The sequence below is a fragment of the Ewingella sp. S1.OA.A_B6 genome, assembly GCF_049889095.1.
Lineage (GTDB): Bacteria > Pseudomonadota > Gammaproteobacteria > Enterobacterales > Enterobacteriaceae > Ewingella.
The window spans coordinates 15,990-41,352 of sequence record NZ_JBLJFK010000005.1; the positions used below are offsets into that span (position 1 = coordinate 15,990).

Sequence of the window (25,363 nt, forward strand, 5' to 3'; positions counted from 1 at the left end):
ATGTCCTATTTGCAGGTCACGCAACTCAACAAACATTACGGTCAGACGCAGATTTTCAACAACATCGACTTCAGTGCCAGAGAGGGTGAGTTCGTCACTCTGTTGGGTCCCAGTGGCTGCGGGAAATCGACACTGCTGCGTTGTCTGGCAGGGCTGACATCCGTCGACAGCGGGCAGATTATTTTGCAGGGACAGGATATCGTTCCGCTTAGTCCGCAGCAGCGCGGCATCGGTATGGTTTTCCAGAGTTATGCGCTGTTCCCCAATATGACGGTGGAAGGAAACGTGGCGTTCGGCCTGAAAATGCAGAAATTATCGTCCAGCGAAGTTCATCGACGGGTCGGCGACGTGCTGGCGCTGGTCGAAATGAATGAATATTCGAGGCGTTACCCGCATCAGCTTTCCGGTGGGCAGTGTCAGCGCGTGGCGCTGGCCCGTTCATTGGTCACCGAGCCACGCCTGCTGCTGCTGGATGAGCCACTGTCTGCACTGGATGCGCGGATCCGTAAGCATCTGCGCGAGCAAATCCGCCGCATTCAGCGTGAAATGAACCTGACGGCGATTTTTGTGACCCACGATCAAGAGGAGGCATTGACCATGTCAGATCGCATTGTGCTGATGAATAAAGGAAAAATCGTACAAAATGCCGATGCCGAAACCTTGTATACTGAGCCGGTTGATGCCTTTGCCGCTGGTTTCATCGGCAGTTATAACTTACTCAACGCCACTGATGCGCAAGCGCTGACCGGCCAGCAATATGGTGGTCAGGTGGTAATTCGCCCTGAATCGATTGTAATATGTTCGCCTGAACAGGGCATTCCTGCCCGAATCTTACATCACAGCCTGCTTGGCAACGTCGTGCGTTATCGCGTACTGGCGAATAATGTTGAGCTGTCAGTGGATGTATTAAACCGGTCTGTGGCCTCCCTTCTCGCCGATGGCATTGAAATTGGTCTTCAGTTAGATCTTGTTACATTACGGGAAGTTGCATGAGTCTGGCGCTGTTTGATCTTGATGAAACCCTGATTAACGGCGATTGTTCCAGCCTGTGGTCGGCCTTTATGGTGTCGCAGGGATGGGTAGCGGATGAGCAGGCCTTCCTGCAACGTGACACCCTGATGATGCAGCAATATGCCGCAGGTCAGATGGACATGCAGGAATACATGACCTGTACGCTGGCACCGTTGAAAGGTCGCTGTGAATTAGATGTTGCGGCAATGGTCGGGCGTTATATTCAGGAAGTGATCGCTCCGCGTGTCTATAATGATGCTCGTGAATGTCTGGAACGGCACCGTGCCCGCGGCGATCGCACCGTGGTAATTTCTGCTTCAGGCGTTCATCTGGTTGCACCGATCGCGCGTTATCTCGGCGTTAACGACACTTTGGCGATTGGTGTGGGCATCCAAAAGGGGATGTTCACTGGCACGACGCAAGGCGTGATGACTTACCGTGAGGGTAAAGTCACTCGGCTGATGGAACTGATTAATCAGGATGTTTCACAGTTGCAGCATGCCAGTTTTTATTCGGATTCTCATAATGATCTGCCCTTGCTGACTCAGGTCGGCAAGCCTTACGCGGTCAATCCGGACGCTATCCTGCACCAACACGCCCGGCAGGCAGGATGGCCTGTTTATGCCTGGCGTTAACGGAGCTGTTCTTTAGTGTTAACTCTTCTTCATTTGCTGTCCGCTGTTTCACTTCTCGTCTGGGGTACGCACATTGTGCGTACCGGCATCATGCGTGTTTTTGGCGCTAATTTACGTCGTGTGCTCAGTAGCAGCGTTGAGAAAAAACCGCTGGCGTTTGTCGCCGGTATTGGCGTTACCGCACTGGTACAAAGCAGCAATGCGACTACGTTGTTGGTGACCTCATTCGTCTCTCAGGGGCTGGTGGCGCTGGCGCCTGCGCTGGTGATCATTCTGGGCGCCGATGTCGGGACCGCGCTGATGGCACGCGTGCTGACCTTTGATCTCTCCTGGCTCTCACCGTTGCTGATTTTTGTGGGCGTCGCTTTTTTCCTTAGTCGTAAACAAACCCGCGCAGGCCAAATGGGACGTGTGGGTATTGGTTTGGGGCTGATTCTATTAGCGCTGGAATTGATTGTCTCTGCCGCAACGCCTATCACCCAGGCCTCTGGCGTTAAAGTTCTGTTCTCATCGCTGACCGGTGATGTCATTCTCGATGCGCTGACCGGCGCGATGTTTGCGATCGTCAGTTACTCCAGCTTAGCTGCCGTATTGCTGACCGCCACGCTGGCGGCCACCGGAGTTATCTCGCTGAAAGTGTCGTTATGTCTGGTGATTGGTGCCAACCTCGGCAGCGGGTTGCTGGCGATGATTAATGCCAGTAAACAGAATGCAGCAGGGCGGCGTGTGGCACTCGGCAGCGTGTTGTTCAAACTGATTGGCTGTGTGATTGTGCTGCCCTTTATTGGGCCGCTGTCGGTCCTGTTGGCAAGGCTGGGTATCCCGGATGAAGAGCTGGTTATCTATTTTCATATGTTCTACAACCTGATCCGCTGTCTGGCGATGGTTCCGCTGTCTGGCCCGATGGCGCGGGTGTGCGAACTCATGATTGCAGACGTGCCTGAAGATGACCCTCGTCTGCGTCCGCGTCACCTGGATATCAGTGCTATTGATACCCCGGCGCTGGCGCTGGTTAATGCAGCCCGCGAAACCCTGCGCATGGGGGATGTGGTCGAGCATATGCTGATCCTTAACCGTGAAGTGATGCACGGAAAACTGGCGCAGGACCGTGAAGTCCGCCGTCTGGACGATGACGTCGACGTACTTTACACCGCCATAAAGCTCTATCTGGCGCAGATCCCCAAAGAGGATTTGGGTGAAGATGATTCACGCCGCTGGGCCGAAATTATTGAAATGGCGCTGAACCTTGAACAAGCCGGTGACATCATTGAACGCATGACCGCTGATATTGCGGCAAAATCCCACGCGGCACGACGGGCCTTCTCGCCTGAAGGGCTGACCGAGCTGGATTCCCTGCATGAAAAGCTGGTGGATAACCTGCGCCTGAGCCTGTCAGTATTCCTGTCAAACGATATGGCTAGCGCGCGCCGTCTGCGCCGTTCTAAGCACCGTTTCCGTCTGCTGGACCGCCGCTATGCGCATGCACACGTTGATCGTCTGCATCAACATAACGTGCAGAGTATCGAAACCAGTTCGCTGCACTTAGGGCTGCTGGGAGACATGAAACGTCTGAACTCTTTGTTCTGCGCCGTGGCTTATAACGTACTGGATAAAGACGCGCAGGAAGATGATGAGCGTGATGACGCAGATGTCGTTAAAGCGACCTGACAGCGATAAGAAAGGTGCCATGACGGCGCCTTTCTATTTTTATCTTTTTGAATTACTTTTCTTTCTTCTGAACGGGTTTGCCGGACCAGTAGCCTGCCAGCAGCGAACCTGACAGATTGTGCCACACCGAGAAGAGTGCGCCAGGCAGTGCCGCCAGCGGGCTGAAATACATTTTGCCCAGCGTCGCGGCCAGTCCGGAGTTCTGCATACCGACTTCCATTGCCAGTGTGCGGCAGGTGGTTTCGTCGAAACCAAACAGTTTCCCCCCCCAATAACCGCTCAGCAAACCAATGCCGTTGTGCAGCATAACCGCCACAATCACCATCAGACCGACAGATCCAATAAAGCCCTGGCTACCTGCCACAACGGCGCTGATGATAGCTAAAATACAGATCATCGAGAACGCGGGCAGCAACGGTTCGACGCGTTTTACCGTCTTGGTAAAGAGATGATGGATGACCAGACCAGCGAAAATCGGGATCACCACGATTTGCAGAATGCTCAGCAGCATGCCAATCACGTCGACTTTAATGTGGGTATCAACATAGAAACGGGTCAACAGCGGGGTAGCAAAAACGCCAACCAGCGTGGAGACTGCCGAAATAGTTACCGACAGTGCGACATCGCCTTTGGCGAGATAAATCATTACGTTGGATGCCGTGCCTGACGCAACGCTCCCGACCAAAATCATGCCAGCCGACAAGTCTGCCGGCATGTGGAACAGCCTGGCCAGCACCCATGCCGCCAATGGCATAATCAAATAGTGCAGGAAAGTAGCCGCCGCAACCGGTGCCGGGCGAGACAACACCCGCTTGAAATCACCAAACTTCAGCGTAACGCCCATCGCGAACATAATCAGCATCAGCAAAGTAGCAACGTGTGGTGCGATGGGCGTAAATGTGCCCGGCCTATAGTAGGCGGCAACGGACAGCAACACGGCCCACAGTGGGAACAGGCGAGTTATTTTGGCTAGCATGATGAATTTCCTTTTATTGGTCTTTGTCGTTTTTCATTATTTGATATTGCAGGTAAAACTTTGCCGTCACGTTTTTCTATAGCATAAAAAACGGGCGAAAAAAAAGCCAGGCATGCAGGCCTGGCATTGAAGTACACGTCGCCGTTCTTATTCGAATAGGTTGCGGTGAAGTGTTTTAACCACCTGATCGGCATCGTTGCCCGGCACCAGGAAGCACAGGTTGTAGCTGCTTGCACCGTAGCAAATCATGCGAATATTAAACGGATCGAGCACGCCGAACACTTCTTTGCCGACGCCACAAGCTTGTGACAGTTTGTTGCCGATGATGGCGATCAGCGCCAGGTTCTCTTCGACCTCCACGCGACACAGTGAGGACAGCTCGGTCAGCAGTGAGGTGGTGAGCAGGCTATTTTCGGAAGAGGTTGAACCGGTGGTATCCAGTGTCAGTGCTATGCTGACTTCTGACGTGGTGATCAAATCTACGGAAATATTGTGACGCGCCAGAATGCCAAATACCTCGGCGAGAAAACCACGTGAATGCAGCATGCTCAGGCTGTGCAGCGTGACCAAAGTCTGTTTGCGGCGCAGTGCCAGGGCGCGGAATAGCGGTGGGTTGTCGGTGGTATTACACACTAGCGTGCCGCCTGCTGAGGGGTCTTTACTTGAACCGACAAACACTGGAATATCGCAGCGCACTGCCGGTAGCAGCGTGGCTGGATGTAACACTTTGGCACCAAAAGTGGCCATTTCAGCCGCCTCTTCAAACGCGATGCGGTCGATGCGTTTAGCATTTGGCACCACGCGGGGATCGGTGGTGTAAATGCCAGGGACGTCGGTCCAGATATCAACACGTGCGGCATGCAGCGCTTCAGCCAGCAAGGCGGCGGTGTAATCGCTGCCGCCACGGCCGAGTGTGGTAGTACGGCCTTTACCTTCGCAACCAATAAAACCTTGAGTGATGACCAGTGCGTCCTGCAGGCGGGGTTGTAATTGCTGGATAACGAGTTCAGACAGTGCATCCGTGTCCGGTTCGGCGCGGCCAAAGTGGTCGTTAGTGCGCATCACTTTACGTACGTCAAACCATTCTGCCGGTACATTGCGCTGACGCAGAATTTCAACAAACAGCAGGGTGGACATCAGCTCGCCGTGGCTGACGAGTTCATCCGTCAGCGCCGTTGACGTCGCGAGGCTTGCCGCTTCTGACAGCATGCTGATGTTGTCTAGCATGCGGCCGATCTCATCGCGGATCACATCCGGCTTATCGAGCCTGTCAATGATGGCGGTCTGGATGCGGCGAATTTCGTCGAGCAGATATACCCGACGTTCGGCGTTCTGACCGACAGCCAGTTCAACCAGTAAATTGGTAATGCCCGCCGAGGCTGAAAGTACCACCAGGCGTACATCGGAATTGGCGAGAACAACCTCGGCGCTACGGTTCATGGCGTCGAAGTCCGCTACGCTGGTGCCGCCAAATTTGGCTACGACCGTAGTGCCCAGTGAAGGGAGATGAGCGTTGCGGGATACAGCGTGATTCATGGTAAACCTCGTGTCAGGGACGCCGGAAAACGACGACCATCTATTCCATAAGAATTGGCACTAGGGAAGAGCGGGTAACGGGAGCAGACGTAGAGAGGCTACGATACACCCAGAAGCGCTCCACCTTGCCGATACCCTCGCAGGTATCTCGGTGACAACCCAGAGGATTCAGCCCCTGTGGTCGATCGCTCGCCTGCCGTCAGCGTTTGACCTCGGCGTCGCTCCCCCTGATGCACCTTCGTAGGAATCTGGCTCCTCCGGTACACTGCCTGGGCGACGCGCCTCTTCTGGCTCACACATATACCTGTATCCTTCAAATTGCAGGGTTGTTGGCTGCCGTCACTTCCCTGAGTCACTTACTTGAGTAAGCTCATCAGGATTCGCTCAATGACGCCTACCTGCAACTCGAATGATGTCGGGTATATATTTTTTGCGCGAGTTAGGCGCTTAGAAATAACGGGTTATCGCCCGCCTGTCAACGGTCTGACGGCCAATCACGCCACATTTTGAGCTATTCTCACCTAATATTGTTACCTGCCATTGTGATTTCACAGATCTGGCCTATCGCAAGAAAAGGCATCTCATCTTGGGAAGTTCAGGATACAATCGGGATAGTTACCTCAAATTTATTCTCAGCCTAAGAGTATTGCTATGAAAAATATCAATCCAACTCAGACCGCTGCCTGGCAAGCACTGCAGCAGCATTTCGATACGATGAAAGATGTGCAGATTAGCCATCTGTTTGCTGAAGATGGCGACCGCTTCTCCAGGTTTTCTGCGACCTTTGAAGACCAGATGCTGGTGGATTTCTCCAAAAACCGCATCACCAGCGAGACGCTGGACAAACTACAAGCACTGGCGAAAGAAACTGACCTACAGGCCGCAATAAAATCGATGTTCTCCGGTGAGAAGATCAACCGCACAGAAGACCGCGCGGTTCTGCACGTTGCCCTGCGTAACCGCAGCAATACGCCAATTGTCGTAGATGGCAAAGATGTGATGCCGGAAGTTAACGCGGTGCTGGCCAAGATCAAAGGCTTCACCGAGCGCGTGATCGGTGGTGACTGGAAAGGTTACACCGGTAAGCCAATTACCGATGTGGTTAACATTGGTATCGGTGGTTCTGACCTCGGCCCGTTCATGGTCACCGAAGCGCTACGTCCTTACAAAAACCATCTGAATATGCATTTCGTCTCCAACGTCGATGGCACGCATATCGCCGAAACGCTGAAAGACCTGTCGCCTGAAACGACGCTGTTCCTGGTGGCGTCCAAAACCTTCACTACGCAAGAAACTATGACCAACGCCCACAGCGCGCGTGACTGGTTCCTGAAAACGGCGGTCGAAGATCAGCACGTTGCCAAACATTTCGCCGCGCTCTCTACTAACGGTAAAGCCGTCAGCGAATTCGGTATCGACACCGACAACATGTTCGAATTTTGGGACTGGGTCGGCGGACGTTACTCGTTGTGGTCCGCCATCGGTTTGTCTATTGCACTGTCTGTGGGTTACGAAAACTTCGAACAACTGCTCAGCGGCGCACACGCCATGGACAACCATTTCGCTACTACACCGGCGGAGAAAAATCTGCCTGTTCTGCTGGCGCTGATCGGTATCTGGTATAACGATTTCTATGGCACTGAAACCGAAGCTATCCTGCCATACGACCAGTATATGCACCGTTTTGCTGCGTACTTCCAGCAGGGCAACATGGAATCTAACGGTAAATTCGTTGATCGTAACGGCAACCCGGTAGATTACCAGACTGGCCCGATTATCTGGGGTGAGCCAGGTACCAACGGTCAGCATGCGTTCTACCAGTTGATCCATCAGGGGACTAAAATTGTTCCTTGTGACTTCATTGCGCCGGCCGTCAGCCACAACGCGCTGAGCGATCACCATGCCAAACTGCTCTCCAACTTCTTTGCGCAGACAGAAGCGCTGGCATTTGGTAAGTCTCTGGACGTTGTAGAGCAAGAGTTCGCTGAACAGGGTAAAAAATCTGAAGACGTAAAACACGTTGCGCCGTTCAAAGTGTTTGAGGGTAACCGTCCGACCAACGCCATCCTGCTGCGTGAGATTACCCCGTATAGCCTGGGTGCGTTGATCGCTATGTATGAACACAAAATCTTCACCCAGGGCGCAATCCTCAACATCTTCACCTTTGACCAATGGGGCGTAGAGTTGGGTAAACAACTGGCTAACCGCATTCTGCCAGAGCTGAAAGGTGATGAAGACGTGACGGAGCATGATAGCTCAACAAACGGGCTCATTAACCGCTTCAAAAACTGGCGCTAATAATACCCGTCATCCTTCGAGTCTGCTTGATGCAACTCGAATGACTGAGGTACTTGAGTGTAAGTAATTCAAAGAAATTAAAGGGTTAGCCGTTACAGGCTAGCCTTTTTTTAATGCCACTTTTTCTCTGCGGACACTGTGGTATTCTGCGGGTATTAATAACAAAAATGGGATGTAGATCACATGGCAGGATCTAAACGTGGCACTATTATAGCCGTCATTATGCAGCGTCTTTTGAACATGTTTTTATTGGTATTGGCAGCGATTCTTATGCTGTTTTTGGGGCGTGAAACCTACCATTTAGGCATGGTGTTGTTTGTCAATAATGACCAGTCATCGTCCTATTTATTGATTGAAGGTATCGTAATTTACTTCCTGTATTTTGAGTTTATTGCATTGATTGTGAAGTACTTTTCTTCCGGATATCACTTCCCGCTGCGCTACTTTATTTATATTGGTATAACGGCAATTATTCGGCTAATTATTGTTGACCACAAGAGCCCGTACGATACGCTGGTTTATGCCTGCGCAATTTTGGTTCTGGTGGTCACGTTGTTTCTGGCTAACAGTGAACGCCTGCGCCGCGAGTAGCGGGTCGCCCGCAAGCTGATTGCTGCCGTCGCATTCTGCGTTAGAATGCGAGGCTGATGTTTAATAGGGGAGTTCAATGTTTCCCCGACACGGAGTTCGTAATGTCTGAGTCTCATTCCCCTGCACAGCCGCCCATTCACTGGTTTGATGATCTGCAGCATGTTCCTGCTGATGTTGCCGACTGGCTGATGGAAATGGGCTCCATGACACGCCGCTTTGAAAAGCAGGGTGTCACCGTCACAGTGCAACCCAAACGCGAATGCTTTGTCAGCCGCCAAGAGTTGGGCGAAAGCGAAGCCCAACAGTTACCTGAAAGCGTGCGTTACTGGGTACGAGAAGTGGTGCTGTTTGGAGATGATGAGCCATGGCTGTTAGGCCGTACGGTGATCCCGGAAGAAACACTGACGGGTCCCGATCTGGCGCTGGTGGATCTCGGCACGGTGCCGCTGGGTCGTTACCTTTTCGCTGGTAACACGCTGACTCGCGACTATATTCATCTCGGCTTGCTACAGCATGAACAGGGCGATCTGTGGGCGCGGCGTTCGCGGCTGCGCCTTTCCGATAAACCCCTGCTGCTGACCGAAATTTTCCTGCCTGACTCGCCAGTTCATCGCCCCGAAAACAAGGTGCATAAAGGATGAATCGGGCCAATCAACAAGGGGATCAAGAGGTGTCTGTAAGCCTTTTTCAGGGGCATTGGCGTGATTACTGCCGTCTAATGCGCATTGATAAACCCATTGGTTCTCTGCTGCTGCTGTGGCCAACGCTGTGGGCGTTATGGCTGGCGGGTGGCGGTATGCCATCACTGAAAATTATGTTGGTCTTCGTGCTGGGCGTGTTCTTTATGCGCGCAGCGGGGTGTGTGGTCAATGACTATGCTGACCGCAAATTTGATGGTCACGTTAAACGCACTGCCAACCGTCCGCTGCCGAGTGGTGCTATCAGCAGTAAACAGGCCAAAATATTGTTCGTCTGCCTGGTGCTGGCCTCTTTCCTGCTGGTGCTGACCCTCAACCGCATGACGATCTTGTTATCGTTGGCCGGATTGGCGCTGGCGTGGATCTATCCGTTTGTGAAACGGGTGAGCAATTTACCGCAAGTCGTATTGGGGGCCGCCTTTGGGTGGTCTATCCCCATGGCATATGCGGCGGTGAGTGAAGCCGTCCCGCTTAGCTGCTGGCTGCTGTTTGCCGCCAATATCTGCTGGACCGTGGCGTATGACACACAATACGCGATGGTCGATCGCGACGATGATCTGAAAATAGGCGTCAAGTCGACGGCGATCCTGTTTGGTCGATTTGATAATCTTATCAACGGTATTCTGCAGTTAGCCATGTTGGTGCTGATGGCGATAGTTGGATATCTGACCCAGCTTAGCTCGCCTTTCTACTGGTCATTACTACTCGCGGCGGCACTGTTTGCGCATCAGCATACATTGACCGCCAAACGCGACCGCGATGCCTGTTTCCTCGCTTTCCGCCAGAATAACTACGTCGGGCTGGTGCTGTTCCTTGGCATCCTGATGAGCCTGTCGCACTTCAGTTTCTGACGCCTTCTCAATTGTGAAAAAACGCCCGGTTCTCAACAAAGAGAACCGGGCGTTTTTTATCGTGGTACTAGCTTAGTCTGTTAATTCACTGACAAGCTTAATTAATGATCAGTATCCCGCACATCGACTTTCGGCTCAGAAGGCGGTGCAGAAGCCTGCGGAAGCTCAGACGGCATGCCTGCGCTTTCGATCGTCAACTTGATTTCCGGAGTCATTAAATCGCTGAGGATTTTGTAGATTTCTCGCGTATGTTCAGGAATAGCATCACCGATATCATTGATAAAACCCTCTGCGCGCAAGGTACCAACCAGCGTGGTAAACACCGCTTTGTCGAAGAACTCTGGTGCGTTAATTCCGTGCAGTACAGACAGACGCTGAGCCATAATTCGGCTCTCTTTCTCTAGCGCACCGCGGCTGATACTTGGGTTATTACTCAGTAAGGAGAGAGTAATGCCGTAGCGCTGCAAGGTTTCACGCACACCGGCAGCCAGTAGTTGCAGTGGGCGAATACGTGACGGATTAAGCGACAGCGTTTCACCATCGAGTTTGATCAGCCCCTGGCGTGCCAACTCTGCGCACAGGACTTGCAGCACCGTTGGCAGATCTTCTTTGCTGTAATGCATGAAGAGTTCGGCTTTCATCATTGGGAAAATCAATGCGACCTGACGCAGTAACTCGGCGCTGGTGACTGAACGGTGGTGCATGATGATGCTGGAGATCAGTGAAGGCAGTACCAGCAAATGGTGAATATTATTGCGGTAGTACGTCATCAATACGGCCTGCTCACGCGGCAGAATAATGATGTCGCCTATATTGTCTTTCTCGACTTCGAACTTATTCATGTTCAGTGCGTGATCGAGAAGCTGTTCGGCAGTCAAATTTGGCACGGTGGAATCAGCGGTATAAGGCACATTGCGGAGCAGCTGCAAATAGCAATCAAGCTGTTCGATCAGTTGTTCGCGGGTCAGTGAACGCTGACGCGAGGCCAACAGCGCGGTGCAGCACAGGTTCATGGCGTTGGCCGCCGCAGAGTTATTGATACGCACCATGATTTTGGCTGCCAGATCCTGCACGGTTGGCGTGAGCCAACTTGGACGGTGGGCTTCGATAGGATCGATTGAGTCACGCCATGTCGGCACATTCTGGTTGAGATATGTGGTCAGATGCAGTGGTTCGCCGAAGTTGACGTAGCCCTGACCGAGGTTACGCAGTTTGCGCAATCCGTTGATCATTTGCATAAAACTTTCTTTCTCTTTGGTCGCACCGCGCAGTTCTTTGGCATAGGTGCCGACTTCCATCACGTGCTCGTAACCGATGTAAATTGGCACCAGCGTGATTGGGCGTGAACCGCCGCGGAGCATTGCCTGAATGGTCATTGCCAGCGTGCCGGTTTTCGGTTCGAGCAAACGTCCAGTACGCGAACGGCCGCCTTCAACAAAGTATTCAACTGAATAACCACGGGTGAACAACTCGCCGAGATACTCACGGAATACCGTTGCGTAAAGCTTGTTACCCTTAAAGGTACGGCGGATAAAGAACGCGCCCAGACGGCGAAAAATCGGACCCGCTGGCCAGAAATTCAAATTGATACCGGCAGCTATATGCGGCGGAACCAGCCCCTGATGGTAAAGCACGTAGGAGAGCAGTAAATAGTCCATATGGCTGCGATGACAGGGCACATACACGATTTCCTGACCATCCAGCGCCAACTGCCGTACGCGTTCGGCATTATTGACGTTGATGCCTTTATAAAGTCGGTTCCATGTCCAGCTTAATACGCGGTCTGACAGGCGCACGGCTTCGTAGGAGAAATCAGCGGCGATCTCTTCCATCAGGGCAATGGCGTTTTGCTGGGCTTTTTCGTGGGAAATCTTCTTGCTACGCGCTTCGTCTTCGACCGCTTTCTCAATCGCTTTGGATGCCAGCAATTTATTGAACAGGTCCTGACGCACCGGCAAACGTGGTCCAACCGCCGCCAGACGTTGACGCGAGAAGTGCATACGCGCTACCCGAGCCAGTTTCTGGGCGATAATTTTATCAGTACCGTGCTCGGTTGCCATATAGCGTAACGACACCGTATTGGAGAAGCGCACGAAACTGTCACGGCCCAGCCACAGCACTGCAAAGAACTTTTGCACGCCGTTCAGCACGCGCAGATGTGGGGTTTCTTGTCCTTCCCGACCCGGCGCACGGCCAAACATTACTGATACAGGTAACATTTGGATGTCCAGCAGTGGGTTACTGCGATGTAAGTCCAGATAGTCATGGAACAGTTTTATCGACTCAAGTTTCGGTGTGTAATAGGTAAACACACGCGGTCCTTCAGCGATAAAAACGTGACTAGGCAGCTGTATGCCGTCAATTTCCAATGGAATAAGGGGATCAGGCAGATTCTGCGCCAGGCACTGGGTGCGTAAGGTCAGTAAATCTGTCTTCGAATGATAAGGCAAAACATACAGGATCGGCCGAGTGGGATCTAAGCGCAACTCGGTAACCGGATCTGTCGGAATGACCTTGCTCTTTACCAGCAATTTTAGCGGTAAATTCAATAAGGTATAATAAAGTCTACGCCAACCTGACATAAAAACGTGAAGCCTCTTTGTTAGCAATTCGTCGCAAGGATACCAGAAAGTGAGTATGGGGTCTGTGGTGATACTCTATAATCCCCAAGCTGCCGCTGTGTTGGTTCGCTCATCTAAATGACTTCCTGGTAAGCTTATAGGGAGTCATTCCGTTGCCTCTCTGCTGCAACCTGGAAGCTTTTAAGTATAAAATGCCGCAACCTTTCCGTTAAGACGAATAACACATGAAAAATGAATCTACCGGGTTTACCCGTATCGTGAAGGCCGCAGGCTTTTCGCTCAAAGGTTTAAGCTCGGCATGGAAAAACGAAGCGGCTTTTCGCCAGGAAGTGATCGGCGTGTTTCCCTTCATCATATTGTCATTTTTCCTTGATGTAACCAGCGTTGAACGCATCCTTCTAGTGGGAGTTCTGGGGCTGGTGATCATCGTCGAATTATTAAATAGCGCCGTGGAATGTGCTATTGACCGTATCGGCCCCGAATTTCACGTGCTGTCGGGGCGCGCCAAAGACATTGGCTCTGCGGCAGTTTTGCTGACTATTATACTGGCGGTTTTCACCTGGGTCAGCGTGTTTTGGCCGCATTGGTTCTAAATTGGAATAAAGATTCCATATTTCACCTTAGCATCTGTTTTTATTCACTCTTAGGTTTTCATTCAGAGAGTACCTGTATATACTCACAGCAATACTGTATAAACAATCAGGGGGCGGGATGAAAGCTTTAACAGTCAGACAACAAGAGGTTTACGACCTCATTCGCGATCATATCGCCACCACAGGTATGCCACCAACCCGTGCTGAGATCGCCGCTCGTCTGGGTTTTCGCTCACCAAATGCAGCGGAAGAGCATCTTAAAGCACTGCAACGCAAAGGCGTCATTGAGATTGTTTCCGGTGCGTCGCGTGGTATTCGCCTGTTAATGGAAGAAGAAGAAGGTTTGCCATTAATTGGTCGCGTTGCCGCCGGTGAACCTCTGCTGGCACAGCAACATATTGAAGGGCATTATCAGGTCGATCCCGCAATGTTTAAACCAAGTGCTGATTTCCTGCTGCGCGTTAGCGGTATGTCGATGCGCGACATTGGTATTCTCGACGGTGATTTACTGGCGGTGCATAAAACGCAGGACGTGCGAAATGGTCAGGTTGTTGTCGCACGTATTGACGATGAAGTGACTGTTAAACGTCTGAAAAAGCAGGGCAGCATTGTCCAGCTTCTGCCCGAAAACAGCGATTTTGAGCCTATAGTTGTTGATCTACGGGAGCAGAGCTTCAGCATTGAAGGCCTTGCCGTCGGCGTTATCCGTAACGGTGACTGGATCTAATATGCACGGCTAGTATCCATCTCTAATTTCAGTCGGCGGTAAACTATTTTCCTCTACCGCCGCAGAGTAAATCTTTAGTTGTTATCGTTACTTACCACTCAGGAATAATCCTAATCATGGTGGGTATCGCTGTTATCTGACGTAAAAGCCAAATTATCAACTACTCTTATTCATGTGGTAAGCACTTAACGTGTTCAACAAAGCACGACAACCTAACCCAAGGTAATAGGAGAACTTGTTATGAATAAGGACCAAACCGAAGGTAACTGGAAGCAGTTTAAAGGCAAAGTGAAAGAAAAATGGGGCAAGCTGACTGATGATGACCTGACGGTGGTGGAAGGGAAACGTGATCAGTTGGTTGGTAAAATCCAGGAGCGTTACGGCTATCGGAAAGAAGAAGCCGAGAAAGAACTCAAGTCCTGGGAAACAGATAATAAATATCACTGGTAAGTCGCAATTCCCCTTGCGCATTAGTTATGTATCAGTGATGCATCCTGAGAAATATGCTGCTCCTACCCGGGAATGCATTCAGGATTGATGGTACAGGGACGTACCCACCTTAATTGCTCAGTGCCCGCGCTATTTCAAATACCCATCTTTTAAGCATCAATACATTAGCGTTTTTTAGTCACGATACTGTGGTCATGTTCGCAGTGATCTTGGCTGTTGCATTGCTCAACAACGCTACACTCGCCGCACATGCCGTGGGCTTCAACTACGGAATGGCGCAGCTCAAACCCTGAGTCCGCGGCCAGTTTTGCCAGCCGCTCTTCGATGCCATCCGTTGTTTTCTCAGTCACCAACCCGCAGCGGTCACAGATAAACAGTGCAGAAGTGTGGCTGGGTTCTTCAAAATGGTGGCACAGGACATAACTGTTGGCCGATTCCACACGATGAATAAACCCCTGTTCCAGCAGAAAATCCAGCGCCCGATAAACTGTCGGCGGTTTTGCCTGGGGTTCGCTCACGCGCAGTAAATCCAGCAGATCGTAAGCACTGATAGCACCGGGCTGTTGCGTCAACAGACGCAGCACTTCAAGGCGCTGTGGCGTCAGGCGTACATTTCGTTGCACACAAAGCTTTTCAGCCTGTGCAAGTAATTGATCTGGGTTGGTCAGGGTCATAAAGGCTCTCTGAGTACGCTACTGGGTTGCACGCTTTGAACAAGGCAAGGACGGATTTTATCATGCTTCGGTGTAATCGACGAATTATGCGCCGCCCTTCTGTTTGTCATCGTCTGGCGCGCGTCGGTTGTCCGCTAGTTAAGGGGGCTGGCGAGGCAGGGTGCTGAATCTTTGTTCTGTGATATAATCAGCGATTAACGTCTTTTCGGCCATCATGCTGAGAGGAACGTCCCGCACACTTTCTTCAGCGAATTTCAGGTCGATGTCAGAAAATCAAAATCCCAAAACTCATGTAATGCCACTCACTGCGCAACGTTTTTCCGTCGCGCCGATGCTCGATTGGACCGATCGTCATTGTCGCCATTTTCATCGGCTGATGACCAGCCAGGCGCTGCTATACACCGAAATGGTCACCACTGGGGCGATCATCCACGGTAAAGGTGACTACCTTGGTTTTGGTGATGCCGAGCATCCGGTGGCGCTGCAACTGGGTGGCAGTAACCCTGCCGATCTGGCGCGGTGCGCTAAGCTCGCCGAAGAGCGCGGCTATGATGAGATCAACCTCAACGTCGGTTGCCCCTCTGACCGCGTACAAAATGGCATGTTCGGTGCCTGCCTGATGGCGCAGCCCTCGCTGGTTGCGGACTGTATTAAAGCTATGCGCGACACCGTGTCTATTCCGGTCACCGTCAAAACCCGCATCGGTATTGACGAACAAGACAGCTATGAATTTCTCTGCGATTTTGTGCAGCAGGTGGCTGAAAACGGCGGCTGTGAAACCTTTATTATTCATGCGCGTAAAGCTTGGTTGTCCGGCCTCAGCCCGAAAGAGAACCGTGAGATCCCGCCGCTGGATCACTCGCGTGTTTATCAGCTGAAAAAAGATTTCCCGCAGCTTACCATGGCAATTAACGGCGGCATTAAGACGCTGGAAGAAGCCAAAACGCATCTGCAATTCATGGATGGTGTCATGGTCGGCCGTGAAGCCTATCAGAATCCGGTCATGCTAATTAACGTGGATCGTGAACTGTTTGGCATGGATGTCCCATCGCGCACCGCGCCGGACATCATCCGCGCTATGTATCCTTACATTGAAGCGGAACTGACGAAAGGTACCTATCTCGGGCATATAACCCGCCATATTCTGGGCATCTTCCAGAGCGTGCCGGGCGCGCGCCAGTGGCGTCGTCATCTCAGCGAAAACGCCCATAAGCCTGGAGCGGGTGTCGATGTGGTTGAACAGGCGTTGCAATGTGTCACCCAGCCACAAAGGGCGCTGATTCAGGCCTGAGGGAAGTGGTGAAAATCACTAAAAGTTAGTCTGAGTTACTACGTGACCACCGGTCTATTTCCCGCGTGGTTATATTTTTATATATATTTCATAATCTTACACTTCCTGTCACTCTGGCATGTTTCTTGTAATATTATCTGGACTTCAGATGGCACTTGTCAGGCTGATTCCGTCTTCTCGCTGTTTGTAAGGAGCATACGATGCTGGAAATTCTCTTCGTGCTTGGTTTCTTCTTTATGCTGATGCTGACCGGTATTTCATTGCTGGGGATGATCGCGGCACTGATCGTGGCGTTTGCTCTGATGATGTTAGGTGGATTCTTGGCAATTGTTATAAAAATGTTACCTTGGTTGGTTTTTGCCGTGCTTGTCGTCTGGGTTTACCGGAAGTTTATTAAGCCGGATGAGCCGAAATATCGTCGCCGTCGCCTGCCTTAATCATGGGTTTAAAAAAATGTTTTCATAACATCATGAAATTAAAATGGTTAATGGGATGCTTTTGAGCACATTGGAATGTAATTGTTACATCTATAACTTTTACTTATGTGCTAGCAGTCACAAGCTGGATCAGAATGTGCGGTAAAACTGCATTTATCATATTTTTTAACATGGGTGGCTGTTAGGATGAATTTCATACGTGGTTACAGACCGCAACGCTGAATTCATCAAGCCTGATGAGGCATACAATAGTCGCCGAAGTGACAACGCCCTTTGGGTTTACCTTGCAGTACCCTACAGCAGTACCCGTCTTGAATCAGAGGTCGTCTGAGACAGACAGCATAAAAGGGCTTCCATCTATGTGGAGGCCCTTTTTGCATCCCCTTAGTACTGGTCCCTCAGCGGCGTTAGCTGCGTTCAGTCGCCTGAATCACTTACTTATGTAAGCTCATCGGGCTCTTCACTTGCCGCCTTGCTGAAGCACCAATTACTTTGGGGATACAGCAGTCGTCGATATCTTACTTACCCGGAATCAGAAGGCTTGAACCCTGCGTGGAACGACTTTCCAGCGTTTCATGAGCGCGCCTGGCTTCTGACAGCGGAAATTTTTGTGCTTCGCTAACGTCTACTTTGATCGCACCGCTGGCGATCATAGAGAACAGCTCATCACTGGCGGTTTTCAATTCTTCGCGGGTGGTAATGTAAGCATTCAGCGACGGACGAGTAACGTACAGCGAGCCTTTCTGCGTGAGAACGCCTAAATTGACGCCTTCCACCGGACCGGAAGCATTACCGAAACTGACCAGCAATCCGCGCGGCTTCAGACTATCGAGAGAGCGTTCAAAGGTATCTTTGCCGACGGAATCGTACACCAGCCCGACTTTCTCTCCGCCGGTAAGTTCTTTAACGCGTGCCACGATATCCTCTTTCTGATAATTGATAGTCGCCCACGCGCCAGCCTGCTTGGCCCGCTCGGCTTTCTCGTCCGAGCCGACGGTGCCGATGAGATTGGCACCCAGCGCTTTGGCCCACTGGCAGGCAATCAGCCCGACGCCACCGGCGGCGGCATGGAACAGAAAGGTTTCGCCCGCCTTAATGTTGTGTGTCAAACGTAGCAGATAATAGACTGTCAGGCCCTTTAGAAAGGAGGCTGCAGCCTGTTCAAAGCTGATGGCATTGGGCAACAGTGCGATCTTCTCCTGCGGCACGTTGTGAATTTCGCTGTATGCGCCGAGCGCGGACTGCGCATACACCACGCGATCCCCGACCTTAATGCCCGTCACTGCACTGCCGATTTTACTCACTACACCTGCCGCCTCAGTCCCTAAACCTGAAGGTAGCGAGGCCGTTGGATATAAACCGCTGCGCATATAGGTATCAATATAATTTATCCCTATTGCTTTATTCTCGACTTGTACTTCGCCTGCTGCGGGGTCTTGCGGTTGAAAACTGACATATTGCAAAACTTCAGGTCCACCAGTGGTGGAAAATTGAATGCGCTTAGCCATTTTGCTTCCTCGTTATCGGGTCTGTTGGTAACCCTAGGCTATTTAATTGAGACAATCCAGCGCTGCTAAGACCAATTGGAAATGAGGCATCACAAGGAAATATAATTGCGTATACTGACGCGTTATCATGTGTCCCGTTTTGATAACCCATTTCCATTGCATGTTCTGAAAACAGGCTCTTAGACCAGGAATTAATCGACTGATGGCAGCAAAAAAACCGACCAATCAACAGAACGAAAACCGCGATCGCCAGATGGAAGGCCTCAAGCTTCCGCCGCACTCGCTGGAGGCTGAGCAATCCGTTCTGGGCGGGCTGATGCTGGACAATGAACGCTGGGATAACGTAGCGGAACGCGTGGTCAGTAATGACTTCTTTAGCCGTCCACACCGTCTGATTTTTACCGAAATGCAGCGCCTGCTGGAAATGAGCAAGCCTATTGACCTGATCACCTTGTCTGAATCCCTGGAACAAAAGGGCGATTTAGACTCCGTGGGTGGATTCGCTTATCTGGCAGAGTTATCGAAAAACACCCCAAGTGCCGCGAACATTGGTGCTTACGCTGATATCGTTCGTGAACGTGCTGTAGTGCGCGAAATGATTTCGGTGGCTAATGAAATCGCCGATGCCGGTTATGACCCGCAGGGCCGCAGCAGTGAAGATCTGCTGGATCTGGCTGAATCTCGCGTTTTTCAGATTGCAGAAAGCCGTGCCAGTAAAGATGAAGGTCCGAAAAGTATTGACCGTATTTTAGAAAGCACCGTTTCGCGCATTGAGGAACTATTCCAACGCCCGCATGATGGTGTGACTGGGGTAGACACCGGCTATGCCGATCTGAATAAAAAAACTGCAGGCTTGCAGAAATCCGACTTAATTATCATAGCCGCGCGTCCGTCGATGGGTAAAACCACCTTCGCAATGAACATTTGTGAAAATGCGGCGATGATGCAGGAAAAACCGGTGCTGATTTTCAGCCTCGAAATGCCCGGTGACCAGATCATGATGCGTATGCTGGCGTCCATGTCTCGCGTGGATCAGACCAAAATCCGTACTGGGCAGCTCGATGACGAAGATTGGGCGCGTATCTCCAGCACGATGGGTATTTTGCTGGAGAAACGGAACATGTATATCGATGACTCTTCCGGCCTGACACCCACCGAAGTGCGTTCGCGTGCACGGCGTATTTTCCGTGAGCACGGCGGGCTGAGTCTGATCATGATCGACTACCTGCAATTGATGCGCGTGCCGGCCTTGTCGGATAACCGTACGCTGGAAATCGCTGAAATCTCCCGTTCGCTTAAGGCACTGGCGAAAGAGCTACAGGTCCCGGTCGTCGCGTTGTCGCAGCTTAACCGAAGTCTGGAGCAGCGTGCTGATAAACGTCCGGTGAACTCCGACTTACGTGAATCTGGCTCTATCGAGCAGGATGCCGACTTGATTATGTTCATCTATCGTGACGAGGTGTACCACGATAACAGCGAAGAGAAAGGCATTGCGCAGATCATTCTGGGCAAGCAGCGTAATGGCCCGATTGGCACGGTGAGATTAACCTTCAATGGCCAGTTCTCCCGTTTCGATAACTACGGCGGCCCGCAATATGATGAAGACTAAGGAATAGACATGAAAGCGGCTACGGCGGTTATTGATTGCCGCGCTCTGCGACATAATCTGCAACGGGTGCGCCATTTGGCGCCGCAAAGTCGTGTGCTGGCTGTGGTGAAGGCCAATGCCTACGGACACGGCCTGCTCGATGCGGCTCACAGTTTGCAGGATGCGGATTGTTATGGTGTTGCTCGCCTGAGCGAAGCGCTGGCCCTGCGCTCAGGCGGGATAGTGAAGCCCATTGTGTTACTCGAAGGTTTTTTTAGCCCTGAGGACTTACCACAGGTAGTGGCGCATGGGCTGGATACTGCGGTGCACAGCCTCGAACAACTCGTTGCACTGGAGCAGGCGACGCTGTTCAAACCGCTAAATGTGTGGATGAAGCTGGATACCGGCATGCACCGGCTGGGTGTGCATCCCGCTGAAGCTGAGGCGTTTTATCAACGTCTGTGTGCCTGTCCTAACGTGCAGCAGCCGGTGAATATCATGAGTCATTTTGCGCGTGCAGATGAATCGGACTCCGAAGCCACGCCAAACCAGCTGCGCGTTTTCCTGCAGTTTGTGCAGGGTAAGCCGGGGCTAAAATCCATTGCCGCTTCGGGTGGTGTACTACTATGGCCAGATGCGCATCTGGATCTGGTGCGGCCTGGCATTATTTTATACGGCGTCTCGCCGCTGGACTCCGACGATGCCGCGCATTTCGGGCTAAAACCGGTCATGACCCTGACTTCCAGCCTGATTGCCGTGCGTAACCATGCCGCCGGAGAGCCGGTTGGCTACGGTGGAATCTGGCGAAGTGAGCGTGAAACACGGCTAGGCGTTATCGCTATGGGATACGGCGATGGGTATCCGCGCAGCGCCCCGAGTGGTACGCCGGTACGGGTTAATGGCCGCATCGTGCCGATTGTTGGTCGCGTGTCCATGGACATGATTTCAGTCGATTTAGGCCCTGATGCCCGTGACGCTGTGGGTGATGAGGTTATTTTCTGGGGGGAAGGGTTACCGGTCGAAGACGTTTCTGCCGCAACCGGGATCAGTCAGTATGAGCTGATAACCCAGCTGACCTCACGTGTTGCCCGCGTTTATGTGGGGGAGTAGGGAAATAGGCGCAGCTTGCTGCGCCTTAAGCGGTGGATCTACAACTGCGGATCTACATGACGTTAGCGACAAAGACTATTTCTTCACCGTCAGCCATTTGCTGACCAGACTCTGATAGTCGCCGTTGGCTTTACTCAGGTGCAGCCACTGATCGACGTACATCTTCCAGCTCACGTCATCGCGCGGCAGCATGTAGGCTTTCTCGCCGTACTGCAGTGGTTTCTTCGGGTTCACCGCACAGAGTTTCGGGTAATGTTTCTGCTGGAACAGCGCTTCCGACGCATCTGTTATCATCACGTCTGCTTTCTTATCCACCAGTTGCTGGAAAATTGTCACGTTGTCGTGCAGCGCAAGCTTGGCATCGGGAAGGTGGCTGTGAACAAAGGCCTCGTTGGTGCCGCCCGCGGGTTCAATCAGCCGCACTTTCGGTGAGTTCAGTTGCACGATCGTCTGATATTTCCGTACATCTTCACAGCGCACCAGCGGAATTTTGCCGTCCTGGTCCAGCATATCAGCGAACCATGCTTTCTGTTGACGCGCGAGGGTGACGGAGATCCCGCCCATGGCAATATCGCAATTGTTGGACGTCATATCTGACATCATTGTTTTCCACGTGGTCGGCACCCAGTTGACCTTCACGCCAAGACTGGTGGCCAGAGACTGTGCCATCGTGATGTCGATACCTTCGTACTGACCTTCTTTATTGAGAAAGCTGTAAGGCTTATAGTCGCCAGTGGTGCAGACGTTAATCGCCCCTTTTTGCAGCACGCGATCCAAATGTGAAGGCGTACCTTCGGCGTGAGCGGCCAGCGTGCTGGCGGCGAGTAACGTCAGGGTCATTAGCGTTTTCTTCATGAAACTTTTCCTTGATATCAAGCGGCAGGGTGGCGTCGTGCGCCTTTGTTTATAATTCGCCCAGTATAAGAAAAAACAGCCGATAAGTATTTAGCCGTTATATACCCGTCATACTTAAGGCTGCATGTACGTTGGCTGCGTTCAATCACCCAAATCACTTCCTTGTGTAAGCTCATCGGGATTCACTCGCTTGCCGTCTTCCTGCAACTTGAATTATTTAGGGTACAGTCCTTACCGTGTGAAATGACGACAAACAAAAATAAAACGACAGGAACAGTATTATGTACAGCATTGATGATTACCACCTGAGGATTTTGACGTTATTACAAGCTAATGGAAGACTGGCCAATCAGGAACTTAGCGAGTGGGTCGGATTATTTGCGTCACAATGCTCGCGATTGATGTGTATAAAACCACCGGTGACGCCGATTATTTATTAAAAGTCGAAGTAAAGGATGTAGCGGGTTTAAGTACTCAGATCAGCCAAATCCTCTCCGTTCATAAAAATGTCGCGCATGTAAAAACATTAGCTGTACTTAACCAGTTAAAAGAAAACGGCTTATTAACGGGTGCATGAGGATTAAAGGGGGTTTATTTCATGCGCACTGCTATGGTGATTTGTTGTGGTGCGGATTCATTTTTACAGTGCATAATTATTAATGTAAATGCGTGATTTTTGCATGTAAAGAATAATTAACGCGACTAGAAATCTTATTTTCGCTTTTTAATGCAAATTACGTGTGTGAATATTGCCTTGTATTCCTATCTCATGAATTATCAATAAAAGTTTTTCGGTGTGTGTTTTTCGGGGAAATTGGAATTTATGGCAAGTTGCGACAGTTTTGAAAAGCCGGTGGAACAACCTCGTACCGCGCATACGTTGATTGAAGACATGCTGGCGATTGTCATTGGCACGCTGATGGTGTCTTTTGGCGTCGTGATGCTGCGTCAGGTCGGTGCGCTGACCGGCGGAACGGCAGGCATTGCGTTTCTGGTGCATTACCTGGCTCAGGTGTCTTTCGGTACGGCCTTTTTTATCATCAATTTACCGTTCTACTATCTTTCTATTCGCCGCATGGGTTGGCCGTTCACGCTGAAAACTTTCAGCGCTGTGGCGCTGGTGTCGGTATTTTCCGATCTACATCCGCTGTTTGTCCATTTCGATCATCTGCAACCGTTTTACGCCACTCTGTTCGGCAACGTCATTATGGGGATCGGCTTTATCGTGCTGTTCCGCCACAAAGCCAGCCTCGGTGGCATGAATATTCTGGCGCTATTTCTGCAAGATAAATACGGCATCCGCGCCGGAAAACTGCAAATGGGCGTGGACTGCTGCATTGTGCTGGCATCGCTGTTTGTGGTCAGTTACGAAATGCTGATCGCCTCGATTCTCGGCGCGGTGATTGTGAATCTGATTATCGCGATGAACCATCGTCCGGGGCGTTACAGCGTCTGATATCAATGTCATACGGATGCGCGAGAAATCACAACATTGTTGTCATCTTTTTTAATGAACTTTGATAGTCTGTGAAGTTATGTTGATCACCCGCCGAACAACAGCCGCGCCAGTCTATGCGCGGTATTGCAGAAATCAAACCAGGAGATTTATACCGTGTTCCAACATGTCGATGCTTATGCCGGTGACCCAATCCTGTCGCTAATGGACAGTTTCAAAAACGACCCAAGAGAGAAGAAGGTTAATCTGAGCATCGGTCTGTATTATGACGAGCAAGGCATTATCCCACAACTTAGCTCAGTGGAAGCGGCTGAAAACCAGATGAACGCGCTGCCGCAAACCGCCTCGGTTTACTTGCCGATGGATGGCCTGCCCGCCTACCGCAGCGCAATTCAGACGTTGTTATTCGGCGCTGAACATCCGGCCCTGCAACAAGGACGCATTGCTACCATTCAGACCGTCGGCGGTTCTGGCGCACTGAAAGTCGGCGCTGATTTTCTCAAGTTTTATTTCCCGAAGTCTGAAGTGTGGGTCAGTGATCCAACCTGGGAAAACCACGTGGCTATTTTTGGCGGCGCCGGTTTCAAGGTTCATACTTACCCCTATTTTGATCCCAAAAGTCTGGGTGTGAATTTCGCCGGGATGCTGGACAGCCTGAAAAGCCTTTCCGCGCAAAGCATCGTGCTGCTGCATCCGTGTTGCCACAATCCAACCGGTTCTGATCTGACGCCCGCGCAGTGGGATCAGGTGATTGAAGTCGCTAAACAGCGCGATTTAATCCCGTTCCTCGACATTGCATATCAGGGTTTTGGCGCCGGTATTGACGAAGACGCCTACGCTATTCGTGCCATGGCAGCGGCGGGCGTGACCTGCTTTGTCAGCAACTCCTTCTCGAAAATTTTCTCACTGTACGGTGAGCGAGTGGGCGGGCTATCCGTCGTGTGCGAAAACAGCGAAGCTGCAGGTCGTGTACTGGGCCAACTGAAAGCCACCGTACGCCGTAATTACTCTAGTCCGCCGAATTTCGGTGCGCAGGTAGTGGCAAAAGTGCTGGGCGACGCCCATCTGAAAGCCCAATGGCTGGATGAAGTAGAAAGCATGCGCATTCGTATTCTGGAAATGCGTCAGACGCTGGTTAACAGCCTGAAAGTCGCGCTGCCTGGACGCAATTTTGACTACCTGCTGCAACAGCGCGGTATGTTCAGCTACACCGGCTTCAGCGTGGCGCAGGTCGATCGCCTGCGTGAAGAGTTCGGTGTGTACCTGATTGCCAGCGGCCGCGTTTGCATGGCGGGTCTGAATCACCACAACGTGAAACAGGTCGCCGACGCGTTCGCCGCTGTGCAGTAATATTCTCGTCTGATTCACTCTTCATCATGCAAATAAGGGCTGACAGCAATGTTGGCCTTTTTTGAACTACGCTGAGCCATTAAACGTCTGTTTTTTGCTCATCTCAATGGAGAACATGAAATATGACCAGTACGGAACTGCTTGATTATTGCCTGGCCAAGCCTGGCGCTGAGGAAACACAAAATAACTTGCGTGGCGCCAACCAGATAAAAGTGGCGGATGTCATGTTTGCCATGCTGTGCGAATGCAATGGACGGGAAGCGGTCTCGCTTAAAACCAGCGCGGAGCTTGCCGACCAGTTGCGTGCTAAACACAGCTGTATTATTCCCGGCGATCACCTGAACAAAGCCCACTGGAACACTGTTTATCTTGATGGTGATCTACCGGATTCACAGTTCTATTATCTGATCGATGCTTCGTATCAGATGGTGGTGTCATCACTACCGGAGGCAGCGCGCCACGAGTTGGGCGTTTAACC

Annotated in this window: 23 protein-coding genes, 1 pseudogene and 1 riboswitch; of the genes and pseudogenes, 18 read left to right on the plus strand and 6 right to left on the minus strand. The window is 51.4% G+C overall.

The genetic code is table 11. The features are described 5' to 3' along the window. From ACMV8I_RS12460 to ACMV8I_RS12470, 3 genes are read left to right on the plus strand one after another with little or no spacing between them, the layout of a single operon-like run. Complete coding sequence (locus tag ACMV8I_RS12460; RefSeq protein WP_498865536.1) at nucleotides 1-993, plus strand: ABC transporter ATP-binding protein; 993 nt, start codon at nucleotides 1-3, stop codon at nucleotides 991-993. Continuing rightward, nucleotides 990-1,646, plus strand: a complete 657-nt coding sequence (locus ACMV8I_RS12465; RefSeq protein WP_498865537.1) for an HAD family hydrolase — start codon at nucleotides 990-992, stop codon at nucleotides 1,644-1,646. The genes ACMV8I_RS12460 and ACMV8I_RS12465 overlap by 4 nt, the downstream gene beginning before the upstream one ends. Nucleotides 1,647-1,661: 15 nt before the next feature. Next, complete coding sequence (locus tag ACMV8I_RS12470) at nucleotides 1,662-3,314, plus strand: Na/Pi cotransporter family protein (protein WP_498865538.1); 1,653 nt, start codon at nucleotides 1,662-1,664, stop codon at nucleotides 3,312-3,314. A 52-nt stretch (nucleotides 3,315-3,366) separates the two neighbouring features. Here ACMV8I_RS12470 and panS read toward each other — a convergent pair whose 3' ends face one another. Together panS and lysC are read right to left on the minus strand one after the other, a co-directional pair. Then, nucleotides 3,367-4,290 (minus strand): ketopantoate/pantoate/pantothenate transporter PanS, encoded by a 924-nt coding sequence (gene panS, locus ACMV8I_RS12475; protein WP_498865539.1) that lies wholly within the window; start codon nucleotides 4,288-4,290, stop codon nucleotides 3,367-3,369. Between the two features lie 147 nt (nucleotides 4,291-4,437). Next, nucleotides 4,438-5,826 (minus strand): lysine-sensitive aspartokinase 3, encoded by a 1,389-nt coding sequence (gene lysC, locus ACMV8I_RS12480; protein WP_498865540.1) that lies wholly within the window; start codon nucleotides 5,824-5,826, stop codon nucleotides 4,438-4,440. Between the two features lie 105 nt (nucleotides 5,827-5,931). After that, nucleotides 5,932-6,121: riboswitch (Lysine riboswitch) on the minus strand. 356 nt (nucleotides 6,122-6,477) lie between these two features. Here lysC and pgi point away from each other — a divergent pair. The 4 genes from pgi (at nucleotide 6,478) to ubiA (ending at nucleotide 10,264) form a co-directional block, all read left to right on the plus strand. Further along, complete coding sequence (gene pgi, locus ACMV8I_RS12485) at nucleotides 6,478-8,124, plus strand: glucose-6-phosphate isomerase (RefSeq protein WP_498865541.1); 1,647 nt, start codon at nucleotides 6,478-6,480, stop codon at nucleotides 8,122-8,124. Nucleotides 8,125-8,307: 183 nt separating this feature from the next. After that, a complete protein-coding gene (gene psiE / locus ACMV8I_RS12490; protein ID WP_498865542.1) occupies nucleotides 8,308-8,715 on the plus strand; it encodes a phosphate-starvation-inducible protein PsiE in 408 nt (135 codons plus the stop codon). A 101-nt stretch (nucleotides 8,716-8,816) separates the two neighbouring features. Continuing rightward, on the plus strand, nucleotides 8,817-9,356 hold the full coding sequence (ubiC, locus tag ACMV8I_RS12495) for a chorismate lyase (protein ID WP_498865543.1): 540 nt from the start codon (nucleotides 8,817-8,819) through the stop codon (nucleotides 9,354-9,356). Further along, nucleotides 9,353-10,264 carry a 4-hydroxybenzoate octaprenyltransferase gene (ubiA, locus tag ACMV8I_RS12500; protein ID WP_498865544.1) on the plus strand — a complete coding sequence of 304 codons (912 nt, stop codon included), beginning with the start codon at nucleotides 9,353-9,355 and terminating at the stop codon, nucleotides 10,262-10,264. Before ubiC ends, ubiA begins: the two co-directional genes overlap by 4 nt. A 101-nt stretch (nucleotides 10,265-10,365) precedes the next feature. Here the strand turns inward: ubiA and plsB are convergent, their stop codons facing one another. Beyond that, nucleotides 10,366-12,846, minus strand: a complete 2,481-nt coding sequence (gene plsB, locus ACMV8I_RS12505; protein ID WP_498865545.1) for a glycerol-3-phosphate 1-O-acyltransferase PlsB — start codon at nucleotides 12,844-12,846, stop codon at nucleotides 10,366-10,368. 224 nt (nucleotides 12,847-13,070) lie between these two features. Between plsB and ACMV8I_RS12510 the strand changes: the two genes are divergently transcribed. The 3 genes from ACMV8I_RS12510 (at nucleotide 13,071) to ACMV8I_RS12520 (ending at nucleotide 14,616) form a co-directional block, all read left to right on the plus strand. Next, the gene (locus ACMV8I_RS12510; protein WP_498865546.1) at nucleotides 13,071-13,439 is read left to right on the plus strand and encodes a diacylglycerol kinase; all 369 of its coding nucleotides are present in this window, start codon (nucleotides 13,071-13,073) and stop codon (nucleotides 13,437-13,439) included. A 118-nt stretch (nucleotides 13,440-13,557) separates the two neighbouring features. Then, on the plus strand, nucleotides 13,558-14,166 hold the full coding sequence (gene lexA, locus ACMV8I_RS12515; protein WP_460526662.1) for a transcriptional repressor LexA: 609 nt from the start codon (nucleotides 13,558-13,560) through the stop codon (nucleotides 14,164-14,166). Nucleotides 14,167-14,406: 240 nt separating this feature from the next. Further along, nucleotides 14,407-14,616 carry a CsbD family protein gene (locus tag ACMV8I_RS12520; protein ID WP_498865547.1) on the plus strand — a complete coding sequence of 70 codons (210 nt, stop codon included), beginning with the start codon at nucleotides 14,407-14,409 and terminating at the stop codon, nucleotides 14,614-14,616. Nucleotides 14,617-14,780: 164 nt separating this feature from the next. On the opposite strand, the gene zur is transcribed toward ACMV8I_RS12520, so the two are convergent. After that, nucleotides 14,781-15,290 carry a zinc uptake transcriptional repressor Zur gene (gene zur / locus ACMV8I_RS12525; RefSeq protein WP_498865548.1) on the minus strand — a complete coding sequence of 170 codons (510 nt, stop codon included), beginning with the start codon at nucleotides 15,288-15,290 and terminating at the stop codon, nucleotides 14,781-14,783. A gap of 295 nt (nucleotides 15,291-15,585) precedes the next feature. On the opposite strand from zur, the gene dusA reads away from it, so the two are divergent. Next, nucleotides 15,586-16,581, plus strand: a complete 996-nt coding sequence (gene dusA / locus ACMV8I_RS12530; RefSeq protein WP_498865549.1) for a tRNA dihydrouridine(20/20a) synthase DusA — start codon at nucleotides 15,586-15,588, stop codon at nucleotides 16,579-16,581. Between the two features lie 200 nt (nucleotides 16,582-16,781). Next, nucleotides 16,782-17,018: an envelope stress response protein PspG gene (gene pspG, locus ACMV8I_RS12535; RefSeq protein ID WP_498865550.1), complete on the plus strand. Its 237-nt coding sequence runs from the start codon at nucleotides 16,782-16,784 to the stop codon at nucleotides 17,016-17,018. A 518-nt stretch (nucleotides 17,019-17,536) separates the two neighbouring features. On the opposite strand, the gene ACMV8I_RS12540 is transcribed toward pspG, so the two are convergent. After that, nucleotides 17,537-18,526: a quinone oxidoreductase gene (locus ACMV8I_RS12540; RefSeq protein ID WP_498865551.1), complete on the minus strand. Its 990-nt coding sequence runs from the start codon at nucleotides 18,524-18,526 to the stop codon at nucleotides 17,537-17,539. A 202-nt stretch (nucleotides 18,527-18,728) separates the two neighbouring features. Between ACMV8I_RS12540 and dnaB the strand changes: the two genes are divergently transcribed. Both dnaB and alr read left to right on the plus strand, forming a co-directional pair. Continuing rightward, nucleotides 18,729-20,135 carry a replicative DNA helicase gene (gene dnaB / locus ACMV8I_RS12545; protein ID WP_188474984.1) on the plus strand — a complete coding sequence of 469 codons (1,407 nt, stop codon included), beginning with the start codon at nucleotides 18,729-18,731 and terminating at the stop codon, nucleotides 20,133-20,135. 9 nt (nucleotides 20,136-20,144) lie between these two features. Beyond that, nucleotides 20,145-21,224: an alanine racemase gene (gene alr / locus ACMV8I_RS12550; RefSeq protein WP_498865552.1), complete on the plus strand. Its 1,080-nt coding sequence runs from the start codon at nucleotides 20,145-20,147 to the stop codon at nucleotides 21,222-21,224. A 75-nt stretch (nucleotides 21,225-21,299) separates the two neighbouring features. Here the strand turns inward: alr and ACMV8I_RS12555 are convergent, their stop codons facing one another. Continuing rightward, complete coding sequence (locus tag ACMV8I_RS12555; RefSeq protein ID WP_498865553.1) at nucleotides 21,300-22,079, minus strand: transporter substrate-binding domain-containing protein; 780 nt, start codon at nucleotides 22,077-22,079, stop codon at nucleotides 21,300-21,302. Nucleotides 22,080-22,360: 281 nt separating this feature from the next. On the opposite strand from ACMV8I_RS12555, the pseudogene ACMV8I_RS12560 reads away from it, so the two are divergent. The 4 genes and pseudogenes from ACMV8I_RS12560 (at nucleotide 22,361) to ACMV8I_RS12575 (ending at nucleotide 25,361) form a co-directional block, all read left to right on the plus strand. Further along, nucleotides 22,361-22,656 (plus strand): annotated as a pseudogene (locus tag ACMV8I_RS12560) (Lrp/AsnC family transcriptional regulator). Between the two features lie 246 nt (nucleotides 22,657-22,902). Further along, the gene (locus ACMV8I_RS12565) at nucleotides 22,903-23,535 is read left to right on the plus strand and encodes a YitT family protein (RefSeq protein ID WP_498865554.1); all 633 of its coding nucleotides are present in this window, start codon (nucleotides 22,903-22,905) and stop codon (nucleotides 23,533-23,535) included. A 156-nt stretch (nucleotides 23,536-23,691) separates the two neighbouring features. Beyond that, nucleotides 23,692-24,885 (plus strand): amino acid aminotransferase, encoded by a 1,194-nt coding sequence (locus ACMV8I_RS12570; protein ID WP_498865555.1) that lies wholly within the window; start codon nucleotides 23,692-23,694, stop codon nucleotides 24,883-24,885. A 122-nt stretch (nucleotides 24,886-25,007) separates the two neighbouring features. Beyond that, entirely contained in the window at nucleotides 25,008-25,361 is a 354-nt protein-coding gene (locus tag ACMV8I_RS12575; RefSeq protein ID WP_498865556.1) for an MmcQ/YjbR family DNA-binding protein, read from the plus strand. The last annotated feature ends 2 nt before the right edge of the window (nucleotides 25,362-25,363 follow it).